The sequence below is a fragment of the Streptomyces caelestis genome (assembly GCF_014205255.1).
GTDB classification, from domain to species: Bacteria; Actinomycetota; Actinomycetes; order Streptomycetales; family Streptomycetaceae; genus Streptomyces; species Streptomyces caelestis.
This window is the reverse complement of record NZ_JACHNE010000001.1, coordinates 2,938,860-2,958,676: the sequence shown is the minus strand read 5'-3', so window position 1 is coordinate 2,958,676 and position 19,817 is coordinate 2,938,860. Positions and strand designations below refer to the sequence as shown.

Genomic DNA, 19,817 nt, shown 5'->3' with positions numbered 1-19,817 from the left:
CCCGGGCCCCCGCGACCCCAGACAGCCCCAGCCGACCGCCTCAGCCCTTCTCAGGAGACACCGTGAACCAGTTCCCCGGCAGCGGGATCTACGACCGTACGCACGCCGTGCAGGACATGACCGCCTCGCAGGGCCGCTACACCGGCCCGCAGGCCGAGTCCCGCTACGTCATCCCGCGCTTCGTCGAGCGCACCTCCCAGGGCATCCGCGAGTACGACCCGTACGCGAAGCTCTTCGAGGAGCGCGTGATCTTCCTCGGCGTCCAGATCGACGACGCCTCCGCCAACGACGTCATGGCGCAGCTGCTGTGCCTGGAGTCGATGGACCCCGACCGTGACATCTCGGTCTACATCAACAGCCCGGGCGGTTCCTTCACGGCGCTCACTGCGATCTACGACACGATGCAGTACGTGAAGCCGGACATCCAGACGGTCTGCATGGGCCAGGCGGCCTCCGCCGCCGCCGTCCTGCTGGCCGCCGGTACGCCGGGCAAGCGCATGGCCCTGCCGAACGCGCGCGTGCTGATCCACCAGCCGTACAGCGAGACCGGTCGCGGCCAGGTCTCCGACCTGGAGATCGCCGCCAACGAGATCCTCCGGATGCGCTCGCAGCTGGAGGAGATGCTGGCCAAGCACTCCACGCAGACGATCGACAAGATCCGCGAGGACATCGAGCGCGACAAGATCCTTACGGCCGAGGACGCGCTGAACTACGGTCTGATCGACCAGGTCATCACCACCCGGAAGATGGACAACTCGAGCCTGCGTTGAGGCGAGAAGCTGTATCGTCTGCCGCCCCTTGGCACGGTTTGGCACGGTCCACGTCAAAGCGAACCGCGCCAAGGGGGGCCCGAACGGGGGGCCCGGCAAGGTACCGTCGGACATAAGGCAGCACCAGGAGTCCGCTGGACGTCGGCGTCCAGGAGTCTCCCAGGCGAAGGGGAAGCACACCGTGGCACGCATCGGTGACGGCGGCGATCTGCTCAAGTGCTCGTTCTGCGGCAAGAGCCAGAAGCAGGTCAAGAAGCTCATCGCAGGGCCCGGTGTGTACATCTGCGACGAGTGCATCGACCTCTGCAACGAGATCATCGAGGAAGAACTGGCGGAGACCAGCGAGGTCCGCTGGGAGGAGCTCCCGAAGCCCCGGGAGATCTACGAATTCCTCGAGGGGTACGTGGTCGGCCAGGAGGCCGCCAAGAAGGCCCTCTCCGTGGCGGTCTACAACCACTACAAGCGGGTCCAGGCCGGTGAGAACGGCGGGGGGAGCGGCCGCGACGACGCCATCGAGCTGGCGAAGTCCAACATCCTCCTGCTCGGCCCCACGGGCTCCGGCAAGACCCTCCTGGCGCAGACCCTCGCGCGGATGCTGAACGTCCCGTTCGCCATCGCCGACGCCACGGCCCTGACGGAGGCCGGCTACGTCGGCGAGGACGTCGAGAACATCCTGCTCAAGCTGATCCAGGCCGCCGACTACGACGTCAAGAAGGCCGAGACCGGGATCATCTACATCGACGAGATCGACAAGGTCGCGCGGAAGAGTGAAAACCCCTCGATCACGCGCGACGTGAGCGGGGAGGGCGTACAGCAGGCCCTCCTCAAGATCCTCGAGGGCACCACGGCCTCCGTCCCGCCGCAGGGCGGCCGCAAGCACCCGCACCAGGAGTTCATCCAGATCGACACGACGAACGTGCTGTTCATCGTGGGCGGTGCCTTCGCGGGCCTGGAGAAGATCATCGAGTCCCGGGCCGGCGCCAAGGGCATCGGCTTCGGCGCGCAGATCCGCTCCAAGCGCGAGATGGAGTCCAAGGACCAGTTCCAGGAGGTCATGCCGGAGGACCTGGTCAAGTTCGGCATGATCCCCGAGTTCATCGGCCGCCTCCCGGTCATCACCTCGGTCCACAACCTCGACCGCGAGGCCCTGCTCCAGATCCTCATCGAGCCGCGCAACGCGCTCGTCAAGCAGTACCAGCGCCTCTTCGAACTCGACGGCGTGGAGCTGGACTTCGAGCGCGAGGCCCTCGAAGCCATCGCCGACCAGGCCATTCTCCGCCAGACCGGCGCGCGAGGCCTGCGCGCCATCATGGAGGAAGTCCTCCAGGGCGTGATGTACGAGGTCCCGTCCCGCAAGGACGTGGCCCGGGTCGTCATCACGGCGGACGTCGTCCAGTCGAACGTGAACCCGACGCTGATTCCGCGGGATGCGCGCGGACGCGGTCCGGGGGAGCAGAAGACGGCCTAGTCACCCACTGCACGCGAAGGCGCCCGGCAACTTCTGCCGGGCGCCTTCGCCGTTTCCGGCGTCAGGCCGCCTTGACGCGGACTTCCTTGCGGACTTTGGTGGTGAGGTCGATCGCCACGTCCTTGGTGACGTCCTGCGCCGCGTCACCCGGCGACACGATGGCGATCGTGCTGTAGTCGGCCCACGCGCAGAACCAGTTGGTCTGCTCCTTGTTGGTCGCCCGGTTCTGCCCCTTGACCGACTGGCACTTCATGACCGCGCCGTCGAGGTCCGCCGCCTCGGGCTCGCCGACCAGCTCCGGCTTGCCGGACCCGGTGGAGGACTCCTTCTCGGCCGACTTCTTGAAGTTGGCGAAGAACAGGTCCAGGGTCGCCTCCGGGTCGGAGATCTCACCGTAGGCACCGGCCACCGAAAGGGTCTTGGCCGTCGCCATCTTCGCCGCGGACGCCGGGTCGTCGGGGTCGTAGTCGCTCAGGTCGACCGTGTTGTAGAGGCCTGCCGCGGACTTGGCGTTCTTGACGCCGCTCTTCTCCAGCTCCGACGTCGAGCCGGCGCCGACGGTCGCCCCGTCCTTCGTGGTGCGCTTGTAGTCGCTGAGCACCGTCGCCGGCGTCGTGAGCTTGTGCGGCCCGTCGTCCTCCAGGCCGCCACCACCCCCGCCGATCACGAAGTACGCCCCCACCGCGATCGCGGCGACCACCGCGACCGCGCCGATGATGATGCCCGTCTTCTTCTTGCCGCCGCCCGGGGCCGGGGGCTGAGGCGCGCCGTACGGGGCCTGGCCGTAGGGCGGCTGCTGGCCGTAGGGGTTGGGCTGGGGCGGGACGCCCTGCGGGGGCTGCTGCGGGTAGCCGTAGCCCGGCTGGGGCGGAGGGGCCTGCTGGGGGTAGCCGTAGCCGGGCTGGGGGGCCTGCGGCGGCTGGCCGTACGGTCCCGGCTGACCGTACGGTCCGGGCTGCTGGGGCTGCCCGCCGTACGGGCCCGGCTGGTTGTAGCTCATGGTCTGGGTTCCCCTCCAGATGCTTATGTGTTCCGGACATCCTGGCGCAGACCCGCCGTGTGCATGGCATCGGGGCCTCACCGTGAGGAAGCAAACGCGTTTCGGGACGGGGGAGTGACACCTCTAAACTGACCCCCGTGACCGAGAACGCTCAGCAGCAGCCACCAGCGCCCAGCACCGACCTGCCGACCCAGTACGCGCCGGCCGACGTGGAGGGGCCGCTGTACGAGCGCTGGGTAGAGCGGGGTTACTTCGAGGCGGACGAGAAGAGCGACAAGCCGCCGTACACGATCGTCATCCCGCCGCCGAACGTCACGGGCAGCCTGCACCTGGGGCACGCCTTCGAGCACACGCTCATCGACGCCCTGACCCGTCGTAAGCGCATGCAGGGCTACGAGACGCTGTGGCAGCCCGGCATGGACCACGCCGGCATCGCCACGCAGAACGTCGTCGAGCGGGAGCTCGCCAAGGAGGGCAAGTCCCGGCACGACCTGGGCCGCGAGGCCTTCGTCGAGCGGGTCTGGCAGTGGAAGGGCGAGTCCGGCGGGCAGATCAGCGGGCAGATGCGGCGCCTCGGTGACGGCGTCGCCTGGTCGCGCGAGCGCTTCACCATGGACGAGGGGCTCTCCCAGGCCGTCCAGACCATCTTCAAGCGGCTCTACGACGACGAGCTGATCTACCGCGCCGAGCGCATCATCAACTGGTGCCCCCGGTGCCTGACCGCCATCTCGGACATCGAGGTCGAGTACCAGGACGACGACGGCGAGCTCGTCTCCATGAAGTACGGCGACGGGGACGACACCATCGTCGTCGCCACCACGCGCGCCGAGACCATGCTCGGAGACACGGCCGTCGCCGTTCACCCCGAGGACGAGCGGTATCAGCACCTGATCGGCAAGCTGGTCAAGCTGCCGTTGACCGACCGCTCCATCCCGGTCGTCGCCGACGAGCACGTCGACCCGGAGTTCGGCACGGGTGCCGTCAAGGTCACCCCGGCCCACGACCCGAACGACTTCGAGATCGGCCAGCGCCACGACCTCCCGGCTCTGACGATCATGGACGAGCACGCGGTCATCACGGCCCACGGTCCCTTCCAGGGCCTGGACCGCCTGGAGGCCCGCTCCGCCATCGTCGCCGCGCTGCGCGCCGAGGGCCGGATCGTCGCCGAGAAACGGCCGTACGTCCACTCGGTCGGCCACTGCTCGCGCTGCAAGACCACCATCGAGCCCCGGCTCTCCATGCAGTGGTGGGTCAAGGTCGGCCCGCTCGCCAAGGCCGCCGGCGACGCCGTCCGCGACGGGCGCGTCAAGATTCACCCGCAGGAGATGGAGAAGCGGTACTTCGACTGGGTCGACAACCTCCACGACTGGTGCATCTCGCGGCAGTTGTGGTGGGGTCACCGCATCCCGGTCTGGTACGGCCCGAACGGCGAGGTCGTCTGCGTCGGCCCCGACGAGGAGCCGCCGAGCGGCGAGGGCTGGCGTCAGGACACCGACGTCCTCGACACCTGGTTCTCCTCCGGCCTGTGGCCGTTCTCCACGCTCGGCTGGCCCGAACAGACCGAGTCGCTCGCGAAGTTCTACCCGAACTCCGTCCTGGTCACCGGCTACGACATCCTCTTCTTCTGGGTCGCCCGGATGATGATGTTCGGCCTGTACGCGATGGACGGCACCCCGCCGTTCCACACCATCGCCCTGCACGGCATGGTTCGCGACCAGTTCGGCAAGAAGATGTCGAAGTCCTTCGGCAACGCGGTCAACCCGCTGGACTGGATGGACAAGTACGGCTCGGACGCGCTCAGGTTCACTCTGGCCCGTGGCGCGAACCCGGGCGTCGACGTCCCGATCGGCGAGGACTGGGTCCAGGGCTCCCGCAACTTCGCCAACAAGATCTGGAACGCGACGCGCTTCGCGCTGATGAACGGCGCGACGGTGGACGGCCCGCTGCCGGACCCGTCGACGATGTCCCCGACGGACCGCTGGATCCTCTCCCGTCTGAACACGGTCGTCGCGGAAGTCGACGCGTTCTACGACGACTACCAGTTCGCGAAGCTGTCCGACTCCCTGTTCCACTTCGCGTGGGACGAGGTCTTCGACTGGTATGTCGAGCTGTCAAAGACGACGTTCCAGGCGGGCGGCGAGGCGGCCGAGGTCAGCAAGCGCGTCCTCGGCGAGGTCCTCGACGTCACGCTGAAGCTGCTGCACCCGGTGGTCCCCTTCGTCACCGAGACCCTGTGGACCACCCTCACCGGCGGCGAGTCGGTCGTCATCGCCGAGTGGCCCAAGGACAGTGGCTTCCGGGACGCCGATGCCGAGCGCGAGATCGAGAGCCTGCAGTCGGTCATCACGGAGGTCCGCCGCTTCCGCGCCGACCAGGGGCTGCAGCCCGGCCAGCGGGTCCCGGCCCGGCTGACGCTGGACGGGACGCCGTTCGCGCCCCACGAGGCCGCCATCCGGCAGCTGCTGCGCCTCCAGCCGGAGGGCGACGCCTTCACGGCCACGGCGACCCTGCCGGTCGCCGGCGCCGAGGTCGCCCTCGACCTCTCCGGCACGATCGACGTGGCGGCGGAGCGCAAGCGCCTCGCGAAGGACCTCGCGGCGGCGGAGAAGGAGAAGGCGCAGGCGAACGCCAAGCTCGGCAACGAGGCGTTCCTGGCGAAGGCCCCTGACCACGTGGTGGAGAAGATCCGCACCCGCCTGTCCAAGGCGGAGGAGGACATCGCCCGGATTCAGGCGCAGCTGGAGAGGCTGCCGCAGGCGTAGCCCGTTCGTACGGTCGTCGAGGCCCCGGTGCTTGGCAGCGCCGGGGCCTTTACGCACTTCAGGGGCGCGGGGCTGTATCGGCTTGCGGCTGCGCGGCGTGGGCGCGACCAGCCCCCACGGGCCCGCACCCGCCCACGGCGAACAATGTCAGTCCGTCTCCGTAGACTGGGCCCCGTGAGCGAGCTCCCTCCAGACCACAGCGCCGACGACCAGCCCGACCCCCTCAACACCTTCGACGAGATCATCGCGGAGGAGACCACCCGCGACCCCGACCTCGCCGTCATCGAAGCCGGCAGCCGAACCCTGCGGACCCAGGGCGGCCCCCCGGAGGCCGACATCCCGACCCGGCCCGCCGACCCCGAGGTCGACAAGGCCCTGCGCGAGGTCGAGGCGGAGCTCGCCACGCGCTGGGGCGAGACCAAGCTGGAGCCCTCCGTCAGCCGGATCGCCGCGCTGATGGACGTGCTGGGGGAGCCGCAGCGGTCGTACCCGTCGATCCACATCACGGGGACGAACGGCAAGACCTCCACGGCCCGCATGATCGAGGCCCTGCTCGGCGCCTTCGAGCTGCGGACCGGCCGCTACACCTCGCCGCACGTGCAGTCGATCACCGAGCGCATCAGCCTGGACGGCGCCCCCATCTCGGCCGAGCGGTTCATCGAGACGTACCAGGACATCAAGCCGTACGTGGAGATGATCGACGGCCAGCAGGAGTACCGGCTGTCGTTCTTCGAGGTGCTCACCGGCATGGCGTACGCGGCGTTCGCCGACGCGCCCGCCGACGTCGCCGTCGTCGAGGTCGGCATGGGCGGCTCCTGGGACGCCACGAACGTGATCGACGGTGACGTCGCCGTCGTCACGCCCATCGACCTCGACCACACCGACCGGCTCGGCGGCACGCACGCGGAGATCGCGACGGAGAAGGCCGGCATCGTCAAGCAGGGTGCGACCGTCATCCTGGCGCAGCAGCCGGTCGACGCGGCGCAGGTGCTGTTGAAGAAGGCCGTCGAGGTGGACGCGACCGTGGCCCGGGAAGGGCTGGAGTTCGGTGTCGTGGACCGGCAGGTGGCCGTCGGCGGGCAGTTGCTGACGCTGCGCGGGCTCGGCGGCGAGTACACCGAGGTGTACCTGCCGCTGCACGGCGCGCACCAGGCGCACAACGCGGCCGTCGCGCTCGCCGCCGTCGAGGCGTTCTTCGGCGTCGGCGCGCAGCGGGCCGAGCAGCTGGACCTGGACACGGTCCGCAAGGCGTTCGCGGCCGTCGCCTCGCCGGGGCGGCTGGAGGTCGTGCGGCGTTCCCCGACCGTCGTGCTCGACGCGGCCCACAACCCCGCGGGCGCCCGGGCGGCGGCCGAGGCGGTCGGTGAGGCCTTCCAGTTCAGCCGGCTCATCGGTGTCGTCGGTGCCAGCGGCGACAAGAACGTGCGGGGGCTGCTGGAGGCCTTCGAACCGGTGTTCGCCGAAGTCGTGGTCACGCAGAACTCCAGTCACCGCGCGATGGACGCCGACGAGCTGGCCGGCATCGCCGTCGAGGTCTTCGGCGAGGAGCGCGTCCAGGTCGAGCCGCGGTTGCCCGACGCGCTGGAGGCCGCGATCACGCTGGCCGAGGAGGAGGGCGAGTTCGCGGGCGGCGGTGTGCTCGTCACCGGTTCCGTCATCACCGTCGGCGAGGCCCGACTGCTTCTGGGGAGGGGCTGAGATCCCGTGCGTACGCTCTGTTCTTCCACCCTGATCGGCGAGTTCTTCGTCATCGGCTTCGCCGGTCTGGTCGCGATGAAGGACCCTGACCTGTCCATGGCGACCGTGTGGACGGTCAGTGGTGTCGCGATGTTCCTGTGCCTGGTGCTGTGCGGCCTGGTGACGCGCCCGGGCGGGGTCGCGCTCGGCTGGGCGTTGCAGATCGCGCTCATCGCGTCGGGCTTCGCCGTGTCGATGATGTTCTTCCTGGGCGTGGTCTTCGCGGCCCTGTGGTGGGCGTCCGTGCACTACGGACGGAAGGTGGACGAGGCGAAGGCCAGATTCGCGGCCCAGTCGGGCTCCTCCACACCTGACGCTGCGTAACAGGCGCCCCGACACGCCGGGTAATCTCGTCCCACCGCACAACCTTGATGCATAAGGAGCCCGTCGTGAGCCAGCGCACCCTCGTCCTCCTCAAGCCCGACGCCGTCCGTCGTGGCCTGACCGGCGAGATCATCAGCCGCATCGAGCGCAAGGCGGGCTGGACGATCACCGCGCTGGAGCTGCGCACCCTGGACCAGGACACGCTGGAGCAGCACTACGGCGAGCACAAGGGCAAGCCCTTCTACGAGCCGCTGGTGGAGTTCATGGCCTCCGGTCCGGTCGTGGCGATGATCGTCGAGGGCGAGCGGGTCATCGAAGGGGTGCGTCAGCTGGCCGGCCCGACCGACCCGATCGCCGCGGCCCCCGGCTCCATCCGCGGCGACTACGGCGTCATCGTCCGGGAGAACCTGATCCACGCCTCCGACTCGGAGGAGTCCGCCGAGCGGGAAGTGAAGATCTTCTTCCCGGGTCGCGCGTAAGACGCGAAGGGCGAGCAAAGTCTGGGGGCGTCGCTCCCGGACTTTTCTGGCATATGCGTGGCGATCGAGGGAACGATGGTCCCCGAACGCCCGTCTCCACAAGCGAACCCGTGCGGCATCTGCTGACAATGGCGGAGACCCTCCCGCAGTGTTCGCGAAGGCGCGTCTACGATGGAAGCCTTCACGTCACAGCACCCACCTTTGCCTACCTGAAAAGCCCTCAAAAGCTAGTGGGAAGGCCAGACGAATCCTGATGGGGAACTCAATGTCGTTCATCGGCCGTGACATGGCTGTCGACCTCGGGACCGCCAACACGCTGGTGTACGTCAGGGGTCGCGGGATCGTACTCAACGAGCCGTCCGTCGTCGCGATCAACACCAACACCGGTGGCATCCTCGCGGTCGGTGCCGAAGCGAAGAAGATGATCGGGCGCACGCCCGGCAACATCGTTGCCGTTCGTCCGCTGAAGGACGGCGTGATCGCCGATTTCGAGATCACCGAGCGGATGCTCCGCTACTTCATCCTGAAGATCCACAAGCGGCGGTATCTGGCTCGTCCGCGGGTCGTCGTCTGCGTGCCCTCGGGCATCACGGGCGTCGAGCGCCGCGCCGTCATCGAGGCGTCGTCCCAGGCCGGCGCCCGCCAGGTGCACATCATCGAGGAGCCGATGGCCGCGGCCATCGGCTCCGGCCTGCCGGTCCACGAGGCCACGGGCAACATGGTGGTCGACATCGGCGGCGGCACCACGGAGGTCGCGGTCATCTCCCTCGGCGGCATCGTCACCGCCCAGTCCATCCGCGTCGCGGGCGACGAACTGGACAACGCGATCATCCAGCACATCAAGAAGGAGTACTCGCTCCTGCTGGGTGAGCGGACGGCCGAGCAGATCAAGATCACGATCGGGTCTGCGTACGACCTGGACACCGACGAGCACACCGAAATCCGTGGGCGGGACCTGGTCTCCGGGCTGCCGAAGACCGTCGTCATCTCCGCGGCCGAAGTCCGCAAGGCGATCGAGGAGCCGGTCAACGCGATCGTCGACGCCGTCAAGACGACCCTCGACAAGTGTCCGCCGGAGTTGTCCGGCGACATCATGGACCGAGGAATCGTTCTGACCGGCGGCGGAGCGCTGCTGCGGGGCCTGGACGAGCGGTTGCGCCGGGAGACCGGTATGCCGATCCACATCGCCGAGGATCCTCTGGACAGCGTGGCGCTCGGTTCCGGAAAGTGCGTCGAGGAGTTCGAGGCGCTCCAGCAGGTGCTGGACGCCCAGCCGCGCAGATGACGTAACTCTTCGATTCCGCCGTACGGGACGATCTCCTCTCGTACGGCGGATCGTTGATATAGATGCATAAGCTGCCACAATGCCGCCCCTCGGGTTTCCCTGGGGCTTCCCGAATTCCTATGAGGAAGGGCACGGCCGCCGCACGTGAGGGACACACGAGAGAGCCGGCTGCTCCTGGTGCTGCTGATCGCGATCGCGTTCGCGTTGATCACGGTGGACATTCGCGGTGGGGAGGATTCCCCGGTCGACGGTGCCCGGCAGGGCGCGGCGACGGTCTTCGGCCCGATCGAGAGCGGTGTGTCGGCCGCGGTCGACCCGGTCGGCAACGCGGTCTCCGCCATCCGGGACTCCGGCGAGCGGCACGACCGGCTCGCCGTACTGGAGGAGGAGAACGCGGAGTTGAAGGCGCGGCTCGGCAGCGACGACCGCAGCCGCAGCCGCCTCAAGCAGCTCGACAAGATGCTGAAGATGTCCGGCCAGGGCCAGTACGGCATCAAGGGCGCCCAGGTCATCGCCATCGGAGCCGCCCAGGGCTTCTCCTGGACCATCACCATCGACGTCGGCGCCCACGACGGCATCAAGCGCGACATGACCGTCCTGAACGGGGACGGGCTCGTCGGCCGGGTCACCACCGTCGGGCCCGACACCGCCACGGTCCTGCTCGCCAGCGACCCCGACTTCACGGTCGGCACCCGGATGGAGGCCAGCGACGAGCTCGGCTTCGCCTCCGGGCAGGGCGACCGCCCGCTGCGCGTGGAGCTTCTCAACGGCAAGGCGGAGGTGAAGAAGGGCGACCGACTGGTCACCTTCGGCTCCCAGGCCGACCGTCCGTTCGTGCCCGGCGTGCCCGTCGGCGTGGTCTCCCGCGTCGACCCCTCCGGCGGCGGCCTGACCCGCACCCTCTACGTCACGCCGTACGCCGCCTTCAGCAAGCTCGACATCGTCGGTGTCGTCGTCGAGGCCCCGAAGAAGGACCCGCGCGACACGGTGCTCCCGCCCAAGCCGAAGCCGACCCCCAGGCCGACGGTGACGGTGACCGTGACGCCGTCCGCCGAGGCCCCCGCGGACGGCCAGAACCAGCAAGAGCAGTAGGAGCTGTCACCTCATGCGCGTCAACCGGATCCTGCTCTCCTCCGCCCTGGTCGTCGTCGCCCTGGTGATCCAGGTGAGCGTCCTCGCCCGCCTCCATCTACCCGGCGCCGTGCCCGACCTGATGCTTCTCACCGTCCTCGGCCTGGCGCTGGTGTACGGCCATGTGGGCGGCGCCCTCGTCGGTTTCGGCGCGGGCCTGCTCGCCGATCTGGCCCCGCCCGCCGACCACGCCGCCGGGCGCTACGCCCTCGTGCTGTGCCTCATCGGCTACTTCGCGGGCCTGGTGAAACCGGAGACGGGCCGGCTGAAGTCCGCGACCGGCCCGATGGTCGTGGTGCTCGCCGCCGCGATCGGCTCCACCCTGCTGTACGCGGGGGTCGGTGCCCTCGTCGGTGACACCGCGGCCCGCCATGTGGGCCTGGGCAGCCTGCTCTTCACGGCCGTCCTGTACGACCTGCTGCTCGCCCCGTTCGTCGTGCCCGGCATCATGGCCCTGGCCAGACGCGCCGAGAACGATCCGCTCGCCGAGACCGGCTCCGCCACCAAGGCCACGAACATCTCCTCCGGCTGGCTCTCCGGCGGCACCGGCCTGCGGATCGGCGGCCAGCGCAACGGGATGCGGGTGAAGGCGGCCCGGGCACGGATGGCGCGGGCGGGGCGCATCAAGGGGGTCAAGCGGCTGTGATGGCAGGGAAGTTCACCCGAACGGGCCGGTCCGGTAGGAACGCCGGCTCGCGGGCCGGTCGTTCCTCACTCGTATCCGCACACGCGTGCCCGGACACACCGTCGTATCCGCACATCCGCATGCGCACTGAGAGAGGGAAGCGGCCGCAGTGACCAACATTCCCGAGACCGGCCGGAACTCACGGGTCCAGATCCGGCTCGTCGTCATCCAGGTCCTCGTCCTCTCCCTCCTGCTCACCCTCGGCGGGCGCCTGTGGTACCTCCAGATCCGTGAGGGCGCGGCGTACGCCAAGGAGGCGTCCGGGAACCACGTCCAGCAGGTCGTCCAGCCGGCGGTCCGCGGCTCCATCCTGGACGCGCGCGGCGTGGCCCTCGCCGACAACGAGACGCGACTGGTCGTCTCCGCCTCCCGCACCGACCTGCTGAAGATGCCGGACGACGGCAAGGAAGTCCTCACCAAGCTCGCCTCAGTCCTGGGCATGACGCCCAAGGAGGTCCAGGAGAAGGTCCGGCTGTGCGACGCCAAGACGCCGCAGCCCTGCTGGAACGGCTCGCCGTACCAGCCCATCCCCATCACCGACGAGGCCACCCCCAAGCAGGCCCTGCAGATCCGCGAGCGCGCCGAGGACTTCCCCGGCATCACCGCCGAGCCCCAGGCCGTGCGCCGCTACCCGAGCCCGGGCAAGGCCAACACCGCCCAGGTCCTCGGCTACCTCTCGCCGGTCACCGACGAGGAGATCAAGAAGGCGCAGAACACCAACTCGCCCTATCTGCGCTCCGACCAGGTCGGCCGCTCCGGCCTGGAGCGCCAGTACGACAAGGAGCTGCGCGGCAAGGCCGGCGTCACGCGCTACGAGGTCGACAACCTCGGCCGCGTTATCGGCCAGGCCGAGGCCGACCCGGCCCACCCCGGCGACAACCTCGTCACCAGCATCGACTCCCGCGTCCAGCGGATCGCCGAGTACGAGCTGAACGAGGCGATGAAGGAGGCCCGCAAGCAGCACGACCGCAACACGGGCACGAACTACAAGGCCGACTCCGGCGCCGTCGTCGTCATGGAGGCCAAGACCGGCCGCGTCGTCGCCATGGCCTCCAACCCGACGTACGACCCGAACGCCTGGGTGGGCGGCATCTCCGCCAAGGACTACACGCGGCTCACCGGCAAGAGCTCCAACTACCCGCTGCTCAACCGCGCGATCCAGGGCCAGTCGGCTCCCGGCTCCATCTTCAAGGTCATCCCGACGGCCGCAGCGGTCAACGCGGGCTACTCCTTCAACGGCCCCTACCAGTGCTCCAGCTCGTACTCGATCGGCGGCCAGGTCTTCAAGAACTTCGAGTCCAAGGGATACGGCCCGATCAGTCTCGGCCGCGCCCTGGAGGTCTCCTGCGACACGGTCTTCTACCGGCTCTCCCACGAGGAGTGGAAGAAGGACGGCGGCACCAAGCCGAAGAAGAACGCCAACGACTGGTTCTACAAGACCGCCCACCAGTTCGGCCTCGGCAAGGAGACCGGCATCGACCTGCCCAACGAGGTCACCGGCCGCGTCCCCGACCGCCAGTGGAAGCTGGACTACTGGAAGGCCAACAAGGACGCCTGGTGCCGCACCGGCAAGAAGAACGGCAGCTACGCCGAGAAGATCGCCTACGAGAACTGCCTCGAAGGCAACCGCATGCGCGCCGGTGACTCCGTCAACTACTCCATCGGCCAGGGCGACACCCTCGTCACCCCCATCCAGATGGCCACCATCTACTCGGCCATCTCCAACGGCGGCACCATGTACACCCCCTCGGTCGGCAAGGCCGTCATCAGCGCCGACGGCAGGACCGTCACGCCCATCAAGCCCAAGTCGCACGGCAAGCTGCCGATGACGCAGAAGACGCGCAGCGAGATAAGCGATGCCCTCGCGGGAGTCGCCACCCGCGGTACGGCCGCCTGGCGGTTCGGCGGCTGGCCGCAGGACAAGATCCCGATGCACGCCAAGACGGGTACGGCGGAGGTCTACGGCAAGCAGACCACCTCCTGGTTCGCCACGTACACCAAGGACTACTCGATCGTCATGACGATCTCCCAGGGTGGTACGGGCTCCGGCGCCTCGGGCCCCGCCGTCCGCAACATCTACAACGCGCTGTACGGCGTCTCCCCGGACGGCGACATCGACCCGAAGAAGGCGCTGCTGCCCACCCCGCAGAAGACCCTGCCCAAGGTCAAGACGGACGGCACCATCGCCTCCCCGAAGGTCCCCAAGGACCCCGCCAAGGACCAGCAGGCGAACAAGAAGGACCCGAACGCTCCGGCCGACCCGCTCCAGCCGGCGACGGCGGCCCCGCCGACGCCGGAGAACCGTGACACCCGAAGGCGCCGGCGCCGGCGGGGAAGCCGGAGGTTGCCGACATGACCGGCGGTGTGAACAGCTTCCAGGTCTCCGGCTACGGCCCCGAGCGCTCCGGCTGGACCAGGCTCCTCGCCCGCGACTCGGTGGCGCGGCGCCTCGACTGGCCGATCCTGCTGTCGGCGACGGCCCTGTCGCTGCTCGGCACGCTCCTCGTCTACTCGGCGACCCGCAACCGCACGGAGCTCAACCAGGGCGACCCGTACTACTTCCTCGTCCGGCACCTGTTGAACACCGGCATCGGCCTCGCCCTGATGGCCGGCACGATCTGGCTCGGCCACCGCGGCCTGCGCACGGCCGTGCCGATCCTGTACGGCCTTTCGGTGCTGCTGATCCTGCTGGTCCTCACCCCGCTCGGCTCCACGATCAACGGCGCCCACTCGTGGATCAAGCTCCCCGGCGGCTTCTCCCTCCAGCCCTCGGAGTTCGTGAAGGTCACGATCATCCTGGGCATGGCGATGCTGCTGGCGGCCAGAGTCGACGCGGGCGACAGGCAGTACCCCGACCACCGCACGGTCGTGCAGGCCCTGGGCCTGGCCGCCGTGCCCATGGTGATCGTGATGCTCATGCCCGACCTCGGGTCGGTCATGGTCATGGTCATCATCGTGCTGGGCGTGCTGCTCGCCTCCGGTGCCTCCAACCGGTGGGTGTTCGGCCTGCTCGGCACGGGCGCCATCGGGGCGATCACCGTCTGGCAGATCGGGGTGCTGGACGACTACCAGATCGCCCGCTTCGCCGCCTTCGCCAACCCCGAGCTCGACCCGGCCGGCGTCGGCTACAACACCAACCAGGCCCGCATCGCCATCGGCTCCGGCGGCCTGACCGGCTCCGGCCTCTTCCACGGCTCGCAGACCACCGGCCAGTTCGTGCCCGAGCAGCAGACGGACTTCGTCTTCACCGTGGCGGGGGAGGAGCTCGGCTTCCTCGGCGGCGGCCTGATCATCCTGCTGCTCGGCATCGTCCTGTGGCGGGCCTGCCGCATCGCCCGGGAGACCACCGACCTCTACGGCACGATCGTGGCCGCCGGCATCGTCGCCTGGTTCGCCTTCCAGACGTTCGAGAACGTCGGCATGACGCTGGGCATCATGCCGGTCACCGGTCTGCCGCTGCCCTTCGTGTCGTACGGCGGTTCGTCGATGTTCGCCGTGTGGATAGCGGTCGGTCTGTTGCAGTCGATCCGGGTGCAGCGTCCGATGTCGGCGTGAACACCGGCGGGGCGGCCCCCTGCCGCCCCGCCGGTGTGCGCACTAGATTCGGTCCATGGCGGACACCAAGCGCGAGATCGAGCGGAAGTACGAGTCCGAGGCCAGTGGTCTTCCCGACCTGACCGGTGTCGGCGGGGTCGCGGCCGTGCTCGACAAGGGCGTCGCCCACCTCGACGCCACCTACTACGACACCACCGACGAACGCCTCGCCGCGTCGTCCGTCACCCTGCGCCGCCGCACCGGCGGCTCGGACGCGGGCTGGCATCTGAAGTTCCCCGTCGCCCCCGGCGTCCGCGACGAGATCCACGCCCCGCTCTCCGACACTCTGCCGGACGCCCTCGCCGGGCTCGTCCGCTCCCGCGTCCGCGACGGCGAACTGCTGCCCGTCGTCCGGCTGCGCTCCGACCGCGACGTACGCCACCTCGTCGACGACGACGGCCGGCTGCTCGCGGAGGTCAGCGTCGACGCCGTACGGGCCGACCGGCTCACGGCCGGCGGCGGCGAAGCGCAGTGGACGGAGATCGAGGTGGAGCTCGCCGACGGGGGAGACCCGGCCTTCCTCGACAAGGTGGACAAGCGGCTGCGCAAGGCGGGCATACGGCCGTCTGCCTCGACGTCGAAACTGGCGCGGGCCCTGGCGGAGACCGCGCCGCACCGACAGCGGACGTCCGCCTCCGCAGGGGAACCGGTGACCGCCGCAGACCACGTCCTGGCGTACGTGCGCGCCCAGCGGGACGCCATCGTCGAACTCGACCCGGCCGTGCGGCAGGACGTCGAGGACTCCGTGCACAGCATGCGCGTGGCCACCCGCCGGCTGCGCAGCACCTTCAAGTCGTACGGGCAGATCCTCGACCGGACCGTCACCGACCCGGTCGGCGACGAGCTGAAGTGGCTGGCCGGTGAGCTGGGCCTGGACCGGGATCGCGAGGTGCTGACCGAACGGCTGACGGCGGCCCTCGACGCGGTGCCGGCCACCCTGGTCCGCGGCCCGGTCGCGGAGCGGCTGCGCACCTGGTCGCGAACCGAGCACGGCGGGGCCCGGGGCCGGCTCATCGGCGTCCTGGACTCCCGCCGCTACCTCGCCCTGCTCGACTCACTGGACGCGCTGATCGCCGACCCGCCCTTGCGGAAAGCGGCCGGCGAGAAGCCCCGCAAGGCGATCGCCAAGGCCGTGAAGAAGGACGTCCGCAAGGTGGCCGAGCTGGTCGAGCGGGCCGTGGAACTGGAGCCCGGCACCGACCGGGACGTCGCGATCCACGAGGCCCGCAAGAAGACCAAACGCGCCCGCTACGCGGCGGAGGCGGCCCGACCGGCCCTCGGCAAACCCGCCAAGGCCCTGGTCAAGTCCATGAAATCGCTCCAGAACCTGCTCGGCGAGCACCAGGACAGTGTGATGGCCCGGCAGGCGCTGCGCGAGCTGTCGGCGGTCGCCCACGCCGCCGGGGAGAGCGCCTTCACCTACGGCCTGCTCCATGAGCGCGAGGAGCAGCGGGCGGTGCGCGTGGAGACCGAGCTGCCCGGGTTCTGGGACGGGATCAAGGGCGGGGCGGGGGGCCTCTGATCTTCCGCGCGTACGGAGGTACGGCCCGGTCGCGTTAGTCTGGATGGTCACCCTGTCCGTTCAGTCCAGCTCACGAAGGTGCGCGACATGCCTGCCGAAGTCGCTGCGTCGGTGTTCCCGCAGCTCGAAGCTCTGCTCCCGCACGTGCAGAAGCCGATCCAGTACGTCGGCGGAGAACTCAACTCCACGGTCAAGGACTGGGACTCCTGTGACGTCCGCTGGGCGCTCATGTACCCGGACGCCTACGAGGTCGGCCTGCCGAACCAGGGCGTCCAGATCCTCTACGAGGTGCTCAACGAGCAGCAGGGCGTCCTCGCCGAGCGCACCTACAGCGTGTGGCCGGACCTCGAGGAGCTGATGCGGGAGCACGGCGTCCCGCAGTTCACGGTGGACAGCCACCGGCCCGTGAAGGCCTTCGACGTGCTGGGCCTGTCCTTCTCCACGGAGCTGGGTTACACGAACATGCTGGCGGCCCTGGACCTCTCCGGGATTCCCCTGGAGGCCAAGGACCGCGGCCTGGACGACCCGATCGTCATGGCCGGCGGCCACGCCGCGTTCAACCCCGAGCCGATCGCGGACTTCATCGACTGCGCGGTGATCGGCGACGGCGAGCAGGCCGTCCTGGAAGTCACCGCGATCATCCGCGCCTGGAAGGCGGAGGGCCGCCCCGGCGGCCGCGAGGAGCTCCTCTTCCGCCTGGCGAAGACGGGCGGGGTGTACGTGCCCGGCTTCTACGACGTCGAGTACCTGCCGGACGGCCGTATCGCCCGAGTCGTACCCAAGCGCAGCGGTGTCCCGTGGCGGGTCTCCAAGCACACGGTGATGGACCTCGACGAGTGGCCCTACCCCAAGCAGCCCCTGGTCCCGCTCGCCGAGACGGTCCACGAGCGCATGTCGGTGGAGATCTTCCGCGGCTGCACCCGGGGCTGCCGTTTCTGCCAGGCCGGCATGATCACCCGCCCGGTCCGCGAGCGCTCCATCACGGGCATCGGCGACATGGTCGAGCAGGGCCTGAAGGCGACGGGCTTCGAGGAGGTCGGCCTGCTCTCGCTGTCGTCCGCGGACCACTCGGAGATCGGCGACATCGCCAAGGGCCTCGCGGACCGCTACGAAGAAGACAAGGTCGGCCTCTCCCTCCCGTCCACCCGCGTGGACGCCTTCAACATCGACCTGGCGAACGAGCTGACGCGCAACGGCCGCCGCTCCGGCCTCACCTTCGCCCCCGAGGGCGGCTCGGAGCGCATCCGCAAGGTCATCAACAAGATGGTCTCGGAAGAGGACCTGATCAGGACCGTCGCGACGGCGTACGGCAACGGCTGGCGGCAGGTGAAGCTGTACTTCATGTGCGGCCTGCCGACGGAGACCGACGACGACGTCCTCCAGATCGCCGACATGGCGACGAAGGTCATCGCCAAGGGCCGCGAGGTGTCGAAGTCCAACGACATCCGCTGCACGGTCTCGATCGGCGGCTTCGTCCCCAAGCCCCACACCCCCTTCCAGTGGGCCCCGCAGCTGTCCGCGGAGGAGACGGACGCCCGCCTGGAGAAGCTGCGGAACAAGATCCGCGGCGACAAGAAGTACGGCCGCTCCATCGGCTTCCGCTACCACGACGGCAAGCCCGGCATCGTCGAGGGCCTGCTGTCCCGCGGCGACCGCCGGGTCGGCGCCGTGATCCGCGCGGTCTACGAGGACGGCGGCCGCTTCGACGGCTGGCGCGAGCACTTCTCCTACGACCGCTGGATGCGGTGCGCCGAAAAGGCGCTGGCCCCCTTCGGCGTCGACGTCGACTGGTACACGACGCGTGAGCGCACGTACGAGGAGGTCCTCCCCTGGGACCACCTGGACTCCGGCCTCGACAAGGACTGGCTCTGGGAGGACTGGCAGGACGCCCTCGACGAGACGGAGGTCGAGGACTGCCGCTGGACGCCGTGCTTCGACTGCGGGGTGTGTCCGCAGATGGACACCCAGATCCAGATCGGCCCGACGGGCAAGAAGCTCCTGCCCCTGACGGTCAAGAACGCGGCACCGGCACCGAGCGGGCACGCGCACTGACGGTCGTCCGGCGGCGTCACCGAATCCGTCCCGCCGCGCTGGGAGCCCCCTCCGTCCTGGAGGGGGCTCTTCCTGTTGAGAGGCGGGACCGGCAGGTGAGAGGTCGGCAGTCCGGGGGACCCGCTGGGCAGGCGGGGTCGGCGGCGTTCCCCTGGGGGGCCGGCCCGGCTCAGGTTCCCCCGGTTCAGCCATGTGCTGGGGGAACCGTTGTATGTCGAAGGCCGACATCCCATGGCTCAACCTATCGCGCAGGCCGTCGCACGGGACATCGAGGCGGCCCAGATGCAGGCCGAGCTGGACCAACCTCGCTGTCCTCAAGAACGGCCGCGCCAAGGCGGTCCGCTTCTCGACCCTCGCCGCGCTGTGCGAGGTACTCGACTGCCAGCCGGGGGACCTGCTGCGCTGGGAGGCGGACGGGGCCGCCGACCGGACAATGCACTGATGGAGAACATCAGCATCCGCCCGGCTCGGTCCGGCGAACTGGCGGCCGTGGCGGCACTTCGATGGGAGTGGCTCGTCGAGAACGGTGGCGAGGCCCTCGGCGAACGCGCGGAATTCGTACGGCACTTCGTCGAGTGGGCCCGGGACAACGCCGGTACGCATCGGTGCATGGTGGTCGTGCGTGACGACGACGTGGTGATCGGCATGGCCTGGCTGGCGGTCGTGCAGCGGGTGCCCACGCCGCGAGCGCCGCGGCGGGCCTCCGGCGATCTCCAATGCGTGTACGTCGTACCCGAGGCACGCGACGGCGGGTTGGGCGGGCGGCTCATCCGGGCGGTTCTGGACGGAGCCCGGGAGCTCGGGCTGGAGCGGGTGACCGTGCACTCGAGCCCGCGGGCGATCCCCGCGTACGCCCGGTGCGGTTTCCAGGAGTCGCCCCGGCTGCTGAACGCTCGGGTCGCGGGCGCGTGAGCCGTGTGATCACGACGCCAGGTGGAGGATCTGCGGAAGAACGGGGCGGGGCTGTGCGGTGCTGCATCCGGACGGGGCGCTGAGGCGTCTACGACG

At 69.4% G+C, this 19,817-nt stretch carries 16 protein-coding genes; 15 read left to right on the top strand and 1 reads right to left on the bottom strand.

The window, feature by feature from the left end; genetic code table 11:
* Positions 1-62 precede the first annotated feature (62 nt).
* Both HDA41_RS13320 and clpX read left to right on the top strand, forming a co-directional pair.
* Entirely contained in the window at positions 63-770 is a 708-nt protein-coding gene (locus HDA41_RS13320) for an ATP-dependent Clp protease proteolytic subunit (protein ID WP_311772139.1), read from the top strand.
* Between the two features lie 181 nt (positions 771-951).
* Positions 952-2,238: an ATP-dependent Clp protease ATP-binding subunit ClpX gene (gene clpX, locus HDA41_RS13315; RefSeq protein WP_184983715.1), complete on the top strand. Its 1,287-nt coding sequence runs from the start codon at positions 952-954 to the stop codon at positions 2,236-2,238.
* A 61-nt stretch (positions 2,239-2,299) separates the two neighbouring features.
* On the opposite strand, the gene HDA41_RS13310 is transcribed toward clpX, so the two are convergent.
* A complete protein-coding gene (locus HDA41_RS13310; protein ID WP_184983713.1) occupies positions 2,300-3,238 on the bottom strand; it encodes a hypothetical protein in 939 nt (312 codons plus the stop codon).
* A 137-nt stretch (positions 3,239-3,375) separates the two neighbouring features.
* On the opposite strand from HDA41_RS13310, the gene HDA41_RS13305 reads away from it, so the two are divergent.
* The 13 genes from HDA41_RS13305 to HDA41_RS13245 all read left to right on the top strand — a co-directional run bounded on the left by HDA41_RS13305 (position 3,376) and on the right by HDA41_RS13245 (position 19,721).
* A complete protein-coding gene (locus HDA41_RS13305) occupies positions 3,376-6,000 on the top strand; it encodes a valine--tRNA ligase (protein WP_184983711.1) in 2,625 nt (874 codons plus the stop codon).
* 174 nt (positions 6,001-6,174) lie between these two features.
* A complete protein-coding gene (gene folC, locus HDA41_RS13300) occupies positions 6,175-7,698 on the top strand; it encodes a bifunctional tetrahydrofolate synthase/dihydrofolate synthase (protein WP_184983709.1) in 1,524 nt (507 codons plus the stop codon).
* Positions 7,699-7,704: 6 nt separating this feature from the next.
* Positions 7,705-8,061, top strand: coding sequence for a DUF4233 domain-containing protein (locus HDA41_RS13295; RefSeq protein ID WP_184983707.1), 357 nt, complete (start codon positions 7,705-7,707; stop codon positions 8,059-8,061).
* Positions 8,062-8,126: 65 nt separating this feature from the next.
* Positions 8,127-8,540 carry a nucleoside-diphosphate kinase gene (gene ndk, locus HDA41_RS13290; protein ID WP_184983706.1) on the top strand — a complete coding sequence of 138 codons (414 nt, stop codon included), beginning with the start codon at positions 8,127-8,129 and terminating at the stop codon, positions 8,538-8,540.
* Positions 8,541-8,805: 265 nt separating this feature from the next.
* A complete protein-coding gene (locus tag HDA41_RS13285) occupies positions 8,806-9,825 on the top strand; it encodes a rod shape-determining protein (protein WP_006133575.1) in 1,020 nt (339 codons plus the stop codon).
* Positions 9,826-9,969: 144 nt separating this feature from the next.
* The gene (gene mreC, locus HDA41_RS13280; protein ID WP_184983705.1) at positions 9,970-10,917 is read left to right on the top strand and encodes a rod shape-determining protein MreC; all 948 of its coding nucleotides are present in this window, start codon (positions 9,970-9,972) and stop codon (positions 10,915-10,917) included.
* Positions 10,918-10,930: 13 nt separating this feature from the next.
* Positions 10,931-11,602, top strand: coding sequence for a rod shape-determining protein MreD (gene mreD, locus HDA41_RS13275; RefSeq protein WP_184983704.1), 672 nt, complete (start codon positions 10,931-10,933; stop codon positions 11,600-11,602).
* A gap of 148 nt (positions 11,603-11,750) precedes the next feature.
* Entirely contained in the window at positions 11,751-13,997 is a 2,247-nt protein-coding gene (gene mrdA / locus HDA41_RS13270; RefSeq protein WP_184983703.1) for a penicillin-binding protein 2, read from the top strand.
* Positions 13,994-15,196 (top strand): rod shape-determining protein RodA, encoded by a 1,203-nt coding sequence (rodA, locus tag HDA41_RS13265; RefSeq protein ID WP_184983702.1) that lies wholly within the window; start codon positions 13,994-13,996, stop codon positions 15,194-15,196. Before mrdA ends, rodA begins: the two co-directional genes overlap by 4 nt.
* 55 nt (positions 15,197-15,251) lie before the next feature.
* Positions 15,252-16,757 carry a CYTH and CHAD domain-containing protein gene (locus HDA41_RS13260; RefSeq protein WP_184983700.1) on the top strand — a complete coding sequence of 502 codons (1,506 nt, stop codon included), beginning with the start codon at positions 15,252-15,254 and terminating at the stop codon, positions 16,755-16,757.
* Positions 16,758-16,844: 87 nt separating this feature from the next.
* Positions 16,845-18,809, top strand: coding sequence for a TIGR03960 family B12-binding radical SAM protein (locus HDA41_RS13255; RefSeq protein ID WP_184983698.1), 1,965 nt, complete (start codon positions 16,845-16,847; stop codon positions 18,807-18,809).
* A 211-nt stretch (positions 18,810-19,020) separates the two neighbouring features.
* The gene (locus HDA41_RS13250; protein WP_230299372.1) at positions 19,021-19,251 is read left to right on the top strand and encodes a helix-turn-helix domain-containing protein; all 231 of its coding nucleotides are present in this window, start codon (positions 19,021-19,023) and stop codon (positions 19,249-19,251) included.
* The gene (locus HDA41_RS13245) at positions 19,251-19,721 is read left to right on the top strand and encodes a GNAT family N-acetyltransferase (RefSeq protein WP_184983696.1); all 471 of its coding nucleotides are present in this window, start codon (positions 19,251-19,253) and stop codon (positions 19,719-19,721) included. Before HDA41_RS13250 ends, HDA41_RS13245 begins: the two co-directional genes overlap by 1 nt.
* Positions 19,722-19,817: the final 96 nt, after the last annotated feature.